Annotated in this window: 11 protein-coding genes; 7 read left to right on the top strand and 4 right to left on the bottom strand. The window is 69.9% G+C overall.

Annotated features, from left to right (window positions below; translation table 11 throughout):
* Positions 1-165: 165 nt before the first annotated feature.
* Together WFG93_RS03365 and WFG93_RS03370 are read left to right on the top strand one after the other, a co-directional pair.
* Positions 166-1,635: a glycosyltransferase family 2 protein gene (locus WFG93_RS03365; protein ID WP_336644900.1), complete on the top strand. Its 1,470-nt coding sequence runs from the start codon at positions 166-168 to the stop codon at positions 1,633-1,635.
* Entirely contained in the window at positions 1,632-1,835 is a 204-nt protein-coding gene (locus WFG93_RS03370) for a hypothetical protein (RefSeq protein ID WP_313354883.1), read from the top strand. The genes WFG93_RS03365 and WFG93_RS03370 overlap by 4 nt, the downstream gene beginning before the upstream one ends.
* Here the strand turns inward: WFG93_RS03370 and WFG93_RS03375 are convergent.
* Entirely contained in the window at positions 1,797-2,510 is a 714-nt protein-coding gene (locus WFG93_RS03375) for an EAL domain-containing protein (protein WP_336644901.1), read from the bottom strand. The two genes, WFG93_RS03370 and WFG93_RS03375, sit on opposite strands and share 39 nt — an antisense overlap.
* A gap of 133 nt (positions 2,511-2,643) precedes the next feature.
* Here WFG93_RS03375 and WFG93_RS03380 point away from each other — a divergent pair, with 133 nt between their 5' ends.
* From WFG93_RS03380 to WFG93_RS03390, 3 genes are all read left to right on the top strand, one after another.
* On the top strand, positions 2,644-3,687 hold the full coding sequence (locus WFG93_RS03380) for a GGDEF domain-containing protein (protein WP_336644902.1): 1,044 nt from the start codon (positions 2,644-2,646) through the stop codon (positions 3,685-3,687).
* A 79-nt stretch (positions 3,688-3,766) separates the two neighbouring features.
* Positions 3,767-3,976 (top strand): heavy-metal-associated domain-containing protein, encoded by a 210-nt coding sequence (locus tag WFG93_RS03385; protein ID WP_336644903.1) that lies wholly within the window; start codon positions 3,767-3,769, stop codon positions 3,974-3,976.
* Positions 3,976-6,432, top strand: coding sequence for a heavy metal translocating P-type ATPase (locus tag WFG93_RS03390; RefSeq protein WP_336644904.1), 2,457 nt, complete (start codon positions 3,976-3,978; stop codon positions 6,430-6,432). The genes WFG93_RS03385 and WFG93_RS03390 overlap by 1 nt, the downstream gene beginning before the upstream one ends.
* A 32-nt stretch (positions 6,433-6,464) precedes the next feature.
* Here WFG93_RS03390 and WFG93_RS03395 read toward each other — a convergent pair whose 3' ends face one another.
* The 3 genes from WFG93_RS03395 to WFG93_RS03405 form a co-directional block, all read right to left on the bottom strand.
* Positions 6,465-7,064 (bottom strand): NADPH-dependent FMN reductase, encoded by a 600-nt coding sequence (locus tag WFG93_RS03395; RefSeq protein WP_336644905.1) that lies wholly within the window; start codon positions 7,062-7,064, stop codon positions 6,465-6,467.
* Between the two features lie 127 nt (positions 7,065-7,191).
* Positions 7,192-9,156 carry an APC family permease gene (locus WFG93_RS03400; RefSeq protein WP_336645052.1) on the bottom strand — a complete coding sequence of 655 codons (1,965 nt, stop codon included), beginning with the start codon at positions 9,154-9,156 and terminating at the stop codon, positions 7,192-7,194.
* Positions 9,157-9,313: 157 nt separating this feature from the next.
* Positions 9,314-10,222: a siderophore-interacting protein gene (locus WFG93_RS03405; RefSeq protein ID WP_336644906.1), complete on the bottom strand. Its 909-nt coding sequence runs from the start codon at positions 10,220-10,222 to the stop codon at positions 9,314-9,316.
* Between the two features lie 56 nt (positions 10,223-10,278).
* Here WFG93_RS03405 and WFG93_RS03410 point away from each other — a divergent pair, with 56 nt between their 5' ends.
* The gene (locus WFG93_RS03410; protein ID WP_336645053.1) at positions 10,279-11,145 is read left to right on the top strand and encodes an ABC transporter ATP-binding protein; all 867 of its coding nucleotides are present in this window, start codon (positions 10,279-10,281) and stop codon (positions 11,143-11,145) included.
* Positions 11,146-11,199: 54 nt separating this feature from the next.
* Entirely contained in the window at positions 11,200-12,243 is a 1,044-nt protein-coding gene (locus tag WFG93_RS03415) for an iron-siderophore ABC transporter substrate-binding protein (protein ID WP_336644907.1), read from the top strand.
* Positions 12,244-12,270: the final 27 nt, after the last annotated feature.

The following is a 12,270-nucleotide window of genomic DNA, read 5'->3' on the forward strand; positions in this document are numbered from 1 at the left end:
TGTTTGCGCTCACAAGCGCGTACAAACGCGTTTTCCCGCCGCGTTGGCCGAGGTAGCAGATAGCGCTGACATCGTGCAATGCGCCTTGGTCGGTGAAACCGGCGGTGCGCACGTCGGCGCCCGCCGTTAGAGTGGGGCGAACGCTGGGGGCGGGAAAGGGATGCTGTGAATCGGTTCTTCCAGCGCGCCGTGGGGCTCGTCGTCATCGTCGTCGTCCTCGCCGCCGCCGCCCTGCTGTGGTGGGGTATCGCCGTCACCGATCCGCCGCAGCTGTGGGATCCGGTGCAGGTCTCGCTCGCCGGAGTCTGGCAGCTGTTCTACAGCGCCGAGCTGCCCAACGTCGCCGTGATGGCGGTCGCGCTGGCGATCGCACTGCTCATGGTCGCCTTCGTCGTGATCAGCGAGCGCGTCGTGGCATCCCGGTATCGCCGTGCAGACGCCGACGTCACGCACCTGCCCCTCGCTCCCCGCGTGGTCATGACCCGCACGCGCGGCGTCTTCGCCGGCGACGTGACAGTCACCGTGCTGATCCCCGCGCACAACGAGGAGCAGTCGCTGCCGCACACTCTCACGTCGCTGCAGCAGCAGACCCGACCGCCGCAGCGCGTGCTCGTCGTCGCGGACAACTGCACCGACGGCACCGTCGAGGTTGCTCGCGCGCATGGCGCGGACGTGTTCGAGACCGTCGGGAACACGCACAAGAAGGGCGGGGCGCTGAACCAGGCCCTGGCCGACCTGCTGCCCTCGCTCGGCGACAACGACACGGTGATGGTGATGGACGCCGACAGCCAGATCGGCGACGGCTTCCTCGCGGAAGCCGCCCGTCGCTTCACCGACGATCGCGCGCTGATGGCGGTCGGCGGACTGTTCGAGGGCGAGGACGGCCACGGCCTGATCGGGCAGTTCCAGCGCAACGAGTACACGCGATATCAGCGTGAGATCCGCCGTCGCCGCGGCCGGGTGTTCGTGCTCACCGGCACCGCATCGGTGTTCCGCGCCGCAGCGCTGCGGGCGGTGGCCGACGCGCGTGGCGCGCAGCTGCCCGGCATCCCGGGCGAGGTGTACGACACCCTCGCCCTCACCGAGGACAACGAGCTGACGATCGCGATCAAATCGCTCGGCGGGCTCACCATCTCACCCACCGCGTGCAGCGTCGTCACCGAGCTCATGCCGACGTGGCGGATGCTGTGGGCGCAGCGCCTGCGCTGGCAGCGCGGCGCGCTCGAGAACCTCGGCGCCTACGGGGTCACCCCGCAGACGCTGCGCTACTGGTCGCAGCAGATCGGCATCGGATACGGCGTGCTCGCCCTGTTCGCCTACTTCGCCCTGCTGCTGATCATGCTGCTCGCCATGGACACCTGGGTGTGGTTCCCGTTCTGGATCGGGATCGGACTCGCCTTCGCCGTCGAACGGGTGGTCACCGCGTGGCGGGGCGGATGGCGTGCGCGGATGGTCGCCGCCCTGGTGTTCCCCGAGCTCGTCTACGACTGCTTCCTCAACCTCGCCTTCCTGAAGGGCGTGTTCGAGATCGCGTTCGGGCGCAGCGCCACGTGGAAGCACGTCGACCACGGCTCGAAGGCCGAGGGGCAGAGCGTCGCTCAGGTCGACGGCGCCGCGAAGGGAGCGCAGTCATGATCCGCACCGGCATCCTGCTGCCCGAGTCCATCCTCTACGGCGACTGGTTCGGCGTGCTGGCGACGTTCGTGGCGATCAACACCCTGATCTACGTCGTGCTCGGCCTGATCAAGGTGCTGCCGCAGTGGCAGCGCCCTGGGCACAGCGGCGCGAGCCGGCGCTCAGAGACCCGGAGCATCCACCCCGACGCGCCGCTGTAGATCGGCGAGCATCGCCGGCACCTGATCGGTCGCCGTCGGACGGCCCAGGTGATAGCCCTGCGCCAGATCGGTTCCCAGTGCGCGCACGGCGTCGAGCTGCTCGGCATCCTCCACGCCCTCGATCAGCGACCGAGCGCCCACCTCGTGTGCGGCGGCGAGGATGCTGTCGATCCGCTGCCGCCCGGCGCCGCCCTCCAGCGACTCCCAGAACAGCATCCGGTCGATCTTGACGACATCCGGACGCAGCGTGCGGATGCGATCCTCGTCGGCGAACCCGGCACCGGCGTCGTCGATCAGCAGGAATCCGCCGAGGCGGTCGACCTGCTCGCGCACCGCCGCCGACTCCTCCGGCGCAGAGCCCTCGAACAGCTCCAGTCCCCACTCGCGCTCGCCGCGGTCGAGCACCTCTGCCAGCAGCGGGTCGGTCATCGTGCCGCCCGAGGCGTTGAGGGTGACGAAGCCGCCCACGGGCAGAGCGGATGCCGCCTCCACCGCACCGGCGATCAGATGCATCTCGAGCGCCTCGCGCTCGCCCCGCTCCTCGGCGAGGCGCAGGTGCTCGAGCGGCGAGACGCCGTCGTCGAAGCGGGCGAGGGCCTCGAAGCCCACCACGCGCATGCGGCGCACGTCGACGATCGGCTGGAAGTGCGCTTGCGCACGCGGTGCGTCGGTCATCGGGCTCCGGCCTTGGTGCGCTGATGGAGGGGAGATCACGGTTCAGTGTATGCCCCGCGGTGTCATGGCGGAGAAGGTGCGGATATCCGGAGGTAGCCTGATTCCAGGGGCGTCGGGCTGAGAGGGGCGATTCGTGGTCGTACAGGGGATCCGCGCGGCCGACGCCGACGAGCTGGGCTGGCTCAACGCCTCCTGGCTGCAGCGGACGCGCTCGCGCACCTCGATCTACTCGATCGCGACCGCGGTGGCCTGCGTCTTCTTCTCGCTGCTGCTGCTGCTCGAGCTGTTCGAGACCGACATCTCGCTGTTCGAGATCCTCCTCTCCGCGGTGCTCATGGTCGCGGGGTTCGGCTGTGGGGCGGCGGTGCTGCTGATGGGCGTGCGGCTGCCGCGGTGGGGCGGACTCGTGCTCGTGCTGCTGCACGCGCTCGTCGCGGTGTACTACATCGGGTTCTCCGATGAGCGACAGAACGCGATCGCCAGCATCCAGGAGCTGCCGGTCATGGCGATCTTCCTCGCCTGGTTCTACGGTGCGCGCATCGGCCGGGTGGTGGAGCTGTGCATCCTCGCCTCGGTCGGCACGGCGATGGCGCTGGGACCCTTCGGCGGTGACGCTGTGCCGGGCTCGGTCGCCCCGGGACTGTTCGGGTGGTCGAACCTGTTCGGGGTCGTGGCGATGAGCTGGCTGTGCCTGGAGATCGGCTTCTTCGTGCGGCATCGCATCCGTCTGGAAGCGCACACGGATGCGCTCACCGGTGCGCTGAACCGCCGCGGACTCAAGCACCGCATGGACGAGGAGCTGCGTCGGGCGCGACGCACCGCCCGTCCGCTGGCCATCGCCGTGCTCGATCTCGACGACTTCAAGGCCGTGAACGACGGCGACGGCCACGAGGCGGGCGACGCCGTGCTGAAGACCCTCGTGGCGCAGTGGATCTCGATGTCGCGCGAGCGCGACCTGGTAGGGCGCCTGGGCGGGGACGAGTTCGTCATGCTGCTGCCCGACACCACCGAATCGGGAGCGATGGCGATGGTCGGGCGCATGAGGCAGTACGCCACCCACCCCTGGTCGTGGGGTGTCGCCGAGGTTTACGGCGACGACACGCTGGAATCTGCGATGCGCCGCGCGGATGCCGAGATGTACCGCGACAAGCGTGGGCGGGGCCGCTCCTCCGAATGAGACGGGAATACCCTACGGGGGTATTCGCGTTATCCTGATCATGGGTACCCCTCCCGGGTACGGGAACGGAGAAGAAGCGATGACCACGACCGAGTTCCGAGTGACCGGAATGACCTGCGGACACTGCGAGATGTCGGTGCGCGAGGAGGTCGAGCAGATCGCCGGCGTCGAGTCGATCGACGTCAGCGCGCAGACCGGACGCCTCGTCCTCACCTCGCAACACGCCATCGACGATGACGCCGTGATCGCCGCTGTCGACGAGGCCGGCTACCGGGCGGTGCGTGCCTGATGAGCATCCCGGTCGATGCAGCGCCTACGCGGATCGACCTGCAGATCGGCGGGATGACGTGCGCCTCGTGCGCGCTGCGAATCGAGAAGAAGCTCAACAAGCTCGACGGTGTGAGTGCGAGCGTGAACTACGCGACCGAGAAGGCGCACGTGGACGTGGCCGGCACCGTCGACACACGGGCCCTGATCGCCGAGGTGGAGAAGGCGGGATACCGGGCGACGCTGCCCGTGGCTGCGGTGGAGGAGAGCATCGCTGCGGATGCAACGGATGCTGCGGGTGCAACGGGCGTGGGGGGCGCCGCCGACGCCGGGGACGATCCCGAGCTGCGGACACTGCGGCAGCGCCTGATCGGTTCGATCGTGCTCTCGGTGCCGGTGATCGTGCTCGCCATGATCCCCGCGCTGCAGTTCACCTACTGGCAGTGGGCGTCGCTGGCGCTCGCCGCTCCGGTCATCGTCTGGGCCGCCTGGCCGTTCCACCGCGCCGCGTGGACCAATCTGCGCCACGGCGCGGCCACCATGGACACGCTGATCAGCCTGGGCACATCCGCAGCCTTCGTCTGGTCGCTGTACGCGCTGTTCCTCGGCACGGCCGGCATGCCGGGGATGACGCACGGCTTCGCGTGGCCGTGGAGCGCTGACTTCGGCGCTGGACCGGCCGACGGTGCCGGGAACATCTATCTCGAGGTCGCCGCCGGCGTGACGATGTTCGTGCTGGCGGGCCGCTACTTCGAGAAGCGCGCGAAGCGGCGCGCCGGGGCGGCGCTGCGCTCGCTGCTCGAGCTCGGTGCCAAGGACGTTGCGGTGCTGCGGCCGAACGGCCCCGATGGCGCGCGCACCGAGGTGCGCATCCCGATCGCCGGACTGCGGGTCGGCGACGAGTTCGTGGTGCGCCCGGGGGAGCGCATCGCCACGGATGGCGAGGTCGTCTCGGGCACCTCTGCAATCGACCGGTCGATGATCACCGGCGAGCCGATGCCGGTCGAAGTGGTCGCGGGGGATGCCGTCACCGGCGCCACCGTGAACGCCGGCGGGCGCCTGGTCGTGCGCGCCACCCGGGTCGGCGCAGACACGCAGCTGGCGCAGATGGCTCGGCTGGTCGAGGATGCCCAGAGCGGCAAGGCGGCCGTGCAGCGGCTGGCCGATCGGATCTCCGGCGTCTTCGTGCCGGTGGTGATCGGCATCGCGCTGGTCACGCTCGCTGTCTGGCTGGTGCTCGGCTATCCGGCATCCGCTGCCTTCACCGCCGCAGTCGCCGTGCTCATCATCGCCTGCCCGTGCGCGCTCGGGCTGGCGACGCCTACCGCGCTGCTGGTCGGCACGGGTCGCGGGGCGCAGCTGGGTCTGCTGATCAAGGGTCCCGAGGTGCTCGAGTCCACGCGGCGCGTGGACACCGTCGTGCTCGACAAGACCGGCACAGTGACCCAGGGGCGGATGACGGTCGCCGCGGTCATCGCCGAGGAAGGTGAGGATGCGGGCCAGCTGCTGCGCCTGGCCGGCGCCGTCGAGCACGCCAGCGAGCATCCCATCGCCCGTGCCATCGCCTCCCACGCCCTCCACGAGGGGTCAGAAAATGCCGCATCCGCACCCCGCGATGCGACATATATTGACCCCCCATCTAGGCGGGGCATGCGAGAGGGGTCAGAAAATGCCGCATACGCACCCCTTGATGCAGCATTTATTGACCCCCCACTATCGGGGGAGGGGCTACCGGAGGTGGAGGCGTTCCAGAACATCGCCGGGCGCGGCGTCACGGGAATCGTCGAGGGGCACGCCGTCATCGCCGGACGCCGATCGTTGCTCGTCGACTGGGCCATCCACCCGTCTCAGCAGTTGCTCGCCGCACAGGCCGAGGCCGAAGCCGCCGGCCAGACGGCGATCCTGGTGGCGTGGGACGGCGCGGCGAAGGGCGTCATCGTCGTGGCCGACGAGCTGAAGCCGACGAGCGCCGAGGCCGTGGCCGCACTCACACGGCTGGGCCTCACGCCCATCCTGCTCACCGGCGACAACGCCGCCGCCGCACACCACGTCGCCCGCCAGGTCGGCATCGACGAGGTCATCGCCGACGTGCTCCCCGCCGACAAGGTCGCCGTCGTCGCGCGGCTGCAGGCCGAGGGCCGAGTGGTCGCGATGGTTGGCGACGGCGTCAACGATGCCGCCGCCCTCGCACAGGCCGATCTCGGACTGGCGATGGGCACCGGCACCGATGTCGCGATCGAAGCATCCGACATCACCCTCGTGCGCGGCGATCTGCGGGCAGCCGCCGACGCCATCCGCCTCGCGCGGCGCACGCTGGGGACGATCAAGGGCAACCTGTTCTGGGCCTTCGCATACAACGTCGCCGCCATCCCGCTCGCCGCGCTCGGCCTGTTGAACCCGATGCTCGCCGGCGCCGCCATGGCGTTCTCGAGCGTGTTCGTCGTCGGCAACAGCCTGCGGCTGCGTTCGTTCCGCTGACGACGGCTCGTGGGGAGATAGACACGCCGGCTTCAGTGCATCGTGTCGGGATCCGAGTCGCCCATGTGACCGGGAAGGATGCTGGAGAGCACCCGCTCGACGAAGGCGGCGTACTCCTCCATGTAGTGCGCCAGGAACTTCGCCGTGCCCTCGTCCTTCACCTCGCCGTCCGCGCCGTACGCCTCGGGCCTGAAGGTGATGTACGCCTCGGGGGCGTTCAGCTGCGGTGCGTCGAGGAAGCTCAGCACGCTGCGCATCGACGCCTGCATGACGGCGGTGCCGATCGCGCCGGTCGACGCGCCGATGATGCCCGTCGGCTTGCGCGCGAAGGAGTTCTGCCCCCAGGGACGCGAACCCCAGTCGATCGCGTTCTTCAGCGCGCCGGGAATCGAGCGGTTGTACTCCGGCGACACGATGAGCAGGCCATCGGAGTCCTCGACGGCCCGCTTGAAGTCGATGACCGCTTCGACCGGCGAGTACTCGTCGTCGCGGTTGTACAGCGGAAGATCGCGGATCGGGATCTCGCTGAGCTCGAGCTGATCGGGCGCGAGACGCTCGAGCGCTGCGGCGAGCACGCGGTTGATCGAGTCGCTAGCCAGACTGCCGACGATGTAGCCGATGCGGTGAACCATGTCCTTCTCCGATCTTCTGAGATGACTCAGGTCTACCCGCTCCGCCGCGCAGGGACAACGGGGATCGCGACGCGCCGCGCCTCCGCTCGCCCCGCGTCCGCTCGCCCCGCGTCCGCTCGCCCGACCCTCACCGGTCCGGCGGCCCCGCCGGTCGCTGAGCGCGGCGTCCGTGGGCGGGCGCTCCATACAGCGCGACCGGCCGCCCCGCGCGCTGCTGCCCGGGCAGCGGGCGCGAGCGGCGCCCGTAGATCAGCTCCGACGAGTCCAGCAGCCAGGGCACCAGAGTGATGGTCACGCCGTGCACCATCATCAGCTGCGCCGCGATGCGACGGGCGCGCCGGTTGTGCAGCACGCTCTCCCACCAGTGCCCGACGATGTACTGCGGCAGGTACACCGTCACCACCGACGGCCCGTGCTTCTCGCGATACTCGCGGATGAAGTGCTCCACCGGCTGGGCGAAGGTGCGGTACGGCGAGTCGACGATCACCAGCGGCACGGGGATGCGGTGCTCGGCCCACTGCCGCTGCAGCAGCTGGCCGTCCTCTGGGGTGAGTGCGATGTGCAGCGCGATGGTCTTCTGATGCTGGGCGGCGATGGCGTAGTCGAGCGCCTTGATCACGGGCTTCTGCAGCCGGCTGACGAGCACGATCGCCACATCGCCCTGCGAGCCGAAGTGCGTGGTGTCGTCGATGCTGATCTCGTGCTCGACGTCACGGTAGTAGCGCTTGACGCCGAGCATGAGCAGCGCGAGCACTGGGATCGCGAAGAAGACCATCCATGCGCCGTGCGTGAACTTGGTGATGGTCACGATCACCAGAACGGCGACCGTCATGACCGCGCCGAGCGAGTTGATCACGAGCCCGACGTGCGCCGAGCGGCGCTCGGCGGCCACCTCGGCCAGGCGGCGGTGCGTGGTCTCGCGCAGCAGCCGTCGCCAGTGCCGCACCATGCCGATCTGACCCAGCGAGAACGACACGAACACGCCGATGATGTACAGCTGGATCAGCGCGGTGAGATTCGCCTGGAACGCCACAAGCACGGTGACCGCCCCGATGCCGAGCAGGATCATGCCGTTCGAGAACACCAGCCGGTCGCCGCGGGTGTTCAGCGCCTTCGGCGCGTAGCCGTCGCGGGCGAGCACTGCTCCCAGCAGGGGGAACCCGTTGAACGCGGTGTTCGCCGCCAGCAGCAGCACGCAGGCCGTGGCGGCCTGGATGACGAAGAACAGGATGCTGCCGCCGCCGAACGTTGCCGCGGCGATCTGCGCCATCAGGCTCGGCTGCGGCCCCGAGCAGTCGAAGCCCTGCAGATCGCACGGGTTCTCGGCGTAGCGGACCCCGGCGATGAGCGCCATCGCGGTGAGACCGGTGAACAGCAGCGCGGCGATCGTGCCCATCATGGTGAGGGTCAGTTGGGCGTTGCGGATCTTCGGGCGACGGAACGCCTGCACCCCGTTCGACACCGCCTCGACGCCGGTCAGGGCCGAGCAGCCACTGGAGAACGCACGCAGCACCAGCAGGATGATCGCGGCCTGTGAGATGCTCTCGGCCTGCACCGTGTACGACGCGCTCGCCGCGACGGGCGCGTCGCCGAGGAACGTGCGGATCAGCCCCGTGCCGATCATCAGCACGACCGAGCCGATGAAGACGTAGGTGGGGATCGCGAACACCGCGGAGGCCTCGCGCACCCCGCGCAGGTTGACGATGACGATCAGTGCGACGAAGCCGACGGCCAGCTCGACCCGCCAGGGGTCGAGCGTGGGGACGGCGGAGATGATGTTGTCGACTCCGGATGCGATCGACACCGCCACCGTGAGCACGTAGTCCACCAGCAGCGCGGCCGCCACGACGACGCCGGGCACCTCGCCGAGGTTGGTCGAGGCGACCTCGTAGTCGCCGCCGCCCGAGGGGTAGGCCTTGATGAGCTGGCGGTAGCTGAGCACAACCACGACCAGCAGCAGCACGACCGCCGCCGCTACCCACGGGCTGAGGGTGAGGAACGACACCCCGCCGATCAGCATGATCATCAGCATCTCCTGCGGCCCGTAGGCGACCGAGCTCAGCGCGTCGGATGCGAAGATCGGCAGCGCCATGCGCTTGGGAAGCAGCTGGTCGTTGACCTGTTCGCTGGTCAGCGGCTCGCCGAGGAGTATGCGTTTGGCGAGGAGCGGGGCGTCCGCGTTCTCGCGGCCTTCGTATGCCACGAGCGGCGAGAATACGCCTGCTCTCGCGGGCGCGCAACAGTGCGGTTCAGGACGCCTCGGCGCGGCCCTCCCGCCAATAGCCCATGAACGCGACCGAGCGCCGATCGATGCCGAGATCGCGCACGAGATGACGACGCAGCGCGGTGATCGTGCCCGCCTCACCGGCGAGCCACGCGTACTCGCCGCCGTCGACCGCATCCGGAACCTCCCACAGCACCTCATCGGCGCTCGGGTCGTCGAATGCGACGGGAGCGGCGGACGGATGCCGGTCGGCTGCGCGCTGCCGGCCCCACTCGTGCACGGCGGCGCTGAGCCGCACACCGTGCGCGGCGCCGCCGCGTGCGAGCCACCGCACGCGCACGCCCGCCGGGGCGCGCAGCTCGAGGGCATCCGCCTCGGTGGGCACCTCGATGCACACGTCTCCGACGGCATCCGCCTCGAGGGACTCGACGATCGAGCAGATGGCGGGGGTCGCGGTCTCATCGCCGGCGATGAGCAGGGAGCGCGCCGCACCCGGACGCCATTCGATACCGCCGCCCTGCTCGCTGGAGCGGGCGTCCGGTCCGACCACGCAGAGCGGGTCGCCGATCTGCGCGCTCGTCGCCCACGCGGATGCCGGACCGTCCGTGCCGTGCAGCACGAAGTCCACATCGATCTCGCGCTCGCGCGGGCGTGGTGAGCGGATCGTGTAGGTGCGGATCGGGTTGCGCTGGGCGTCGGGCAGTGCGCGCCAGCGGCGATACCACTCGGTCATGCTCTGCGCCTCGTCGAACTGACCGACGTCGGTGACCGCGCCGTCGGCGAACGGGATGATCAGCTTGATGCGCTGATCCAGCCCGTCAGTGCCGAAGTGCGCGAGCTCGTCCCCGCACAGCGTGATGCGGGTGAAGTGCGGCGAGAGCGGCGTGATGCGCGCGACCGTGGTGCGGAACGTCCGGTAGGGGTGGTGGCTCACCAGACCAGCATAGGTTAGGCTCTCCTAACGTGAGCAATCCGATCAGGGAACCCGGCATGACGAACGGCTCCGCCGCGGCGCCGAGCACGCGCCACGACGAGCTGCACGGACAGTCGCTGGCGCTGAGCTACGGGCGCACCCGCGTGGTGCACGGAGTGTCGCTGCACCTGCGTCCCGGCATGGTCGCCGCGCTGATCGGCCCCAACGGCAGCGGCAAGTCCACCGCGCTGCGCGCCCTCGCGCGGCTGCACCGCGTCGATGAGGGATCGGTGCGCGTCGGCGGAGACGAGGGCGAGCGCGACGCGGCCTCGCTCTCGGCGAAGGAGTTCGCGCGGACCGTCGCGATGCTCTCGCAGTCGCGTCCGCATCCCTCCGGCCTGGAGGTGCAGGACGTCGTCGCCTACGGGCGCCACCCGCACCGCGGCCGCTTCACGGGAGTGCGTGACGCCGATCGAGCCGCCATCGCGCAGGCCCTCGCGCTGACCGGTCTGGACACCATGGCCCACCGCGCGGTCGACGAGCTCTCCGGCGGTGAGCTGCAGCGGGTGTGGCTCGCCACCGCCCTGGCGCAGGACACCGGCATCCTGCTGCTCGACGAGCCCACCAACCACCTCGACCTGCGCTACCAGGTCGAGACCCTCGACCTGATCTGCGACCTCGCCGACCGCGGCACGGCAGTCGGCGTGGTGCTGCACGATCTGGGTCACGCGGCATCCGTCGCCGACGAGGTGGTGCTCATGCACCAGGGGCGTGTGCACGCGTCGGGAAGCCCGGCCGCCGTGCTCACCGCCGAGAACCTCAGCGAGGTGTACGGCCTGCCCATCGACGCGCGGCTCGACCCGCGCACCGGACGCGTGCAGGTCGCCCCCCGCGGGCGGCACCACGATCGCGCGCGCCGGGCCCTCACCGCCCTGTCGGCCTGACCTGTCCGGTCTGAGCCTGTCCTCTCCCACTGCACACCTCCGGAGTCGTCTCTGATGAACAAGTCCCTCGCCGCCCTCGCGACCCTCGGCGCGCTCACCCTCGCCCTGACCGCCTGCGGCACCACGCAGCCCGCCGCGTCGAGCGGTGACAGTGCCGCAGCAGACAAGACCACCTCCGCGAGCGGCGCCGGCTGCGCCGACGACAGCACCAGCACCGCGACCGGCCCGGTCGAGCTCACCGACGCCTTCGGGCGCACCGTGAAGCTCGACAAGCCCGCGACCGACGTGGCCGTGCTCGAATGGCAGCAGGTCGAAGACGTGCTCTCGCTCTGCCTCACCCCGGTCGCGGTGGCCGACGCCGACGGCTACCGCACCTGGGACACCGCCGAGAAGCTGCCCGAGGGTGTCAAGGACGTCGGCACCCGCCAGGAGCCGAACCTCGACGCACTGTTCAGCGCCAAGCCCGACCTCGTCATCGTCGAGGCGTACACGCGCGATGACGCCATCATCGGCCAGCTCGAGAAGTACGGCGTGCCCGTGCTCGCCACTATCGGCGCGAATGCCGAGGACCCGATCGGCCAGATGCTCGACACGTTTGACCTCATCGCGCAGGCCACCGGTCGCACCGAGCGAGCCGACGTCGTGAAGGACGAGTTCGACAAGAAGCTCGCCGGCGCGAAGGCCGAGGTCGCCGACGCCGAGCGCGAGGGCGCACCGTTCGTGTTCTTCGACGGCTGGGTCGACGGTGGCAACGTGTCGCTGCGCCCGTTCGGGCAGGGCTCGCTGATCGGCGAGCTCGGCGAGCAGCTCGGCCTGAAGAACGCATGGACCGGTGAGGTCGATCCCGCCTACGGCCTCGGCCAGACCGACATCGAGGGCATGACCACCATCGGCGACGCCATGCTGCTGCACACCGGCACCAACGACCCCGACAGCGAGAGCTTCATCGACGCGGCGAAGAAGAACCCCGCGTGGGCATCCATCCCCGCCGTGAAGAACGACGACGTGCACGCCTTCCCTGGCGGGATCTGGACGTTCGGCGGACCCCGCTCGGCCGAGCAGATCATCGACGCGTTCGTCCACGTCATCACCGAGTGAGCGCGCGCCGGGGGACCTCGGGTTACG

Source organism: Microbacterium sp. USHLN186 (assembly GCF_037145155.1).
Taxonomy (GTDB): domain Bacteria; phylum Actinomycetota; class Actinomycetes; order Actinomycetales; family Microbacteriaceae; genus Microbacterium.

Excerpts from the sequence above, each read along its gene's own strand:
- WFG93_RS03370 (WP_313354883.1), top strand. The coding sequence starts at position 1,632 with ATGATCCGCACCGGCATCCTGCTGCCCGAGTCCATCCTCTACGGCGAC.
- WFG93_RS03375 (WP_336644901.1), bottom strand. The coding sequence starts at position 2,510 with ATGACCGACGCACCGCGTGCGCAAGCGCACTTCCAGCCGATCGTCGAC.
- WFG93_RS03385 (WP_336644903.1), top strand. The coding sequence starts at position 3,767 with ATGACCACGACCGAGTTCCGAGTGACCGGAATGACCTGCGGACACTGC.
- WFG93_RS03390 (WP_336644904.1), top strand. The coding sequence starts at position 3,976 with ATGAGCATCCCGGTCGATGCAGCGCCTACGCGGATCGACCTGCAGATC.
- WFG93_RS03395 (WP_336644905.1), bottom strand. The coding sequence starts at position 7,064 with ATGGTTCACCGCATCGGCTACATCGTCGGCAGTCTGGCTAGCGACTCG.
- WFG93_RS03400 (WP_336645052.1), bottom strand. The coding sequence starts at position 9,156 with ATGGCGCTGCCGATCTTCGCATCCGACGCGCTGAGCTCGGTCGCCTAC.
- WFG93_RS03410 (WP_336645053.1), top strand. The coding sequence starts at position 10,279 with ATGACGAACGGCTCCGCCGCGGCGCCGAGCACGCGCCACGACGAGCTG.
- WFG93_RS03415 (WP_336644907.1), top strand. The coding sequence starts at position 11,200 with ATGAACAAGTCCCTCGCCGCCCTCGCGACCCTCGGCGCGCTCACCCTC.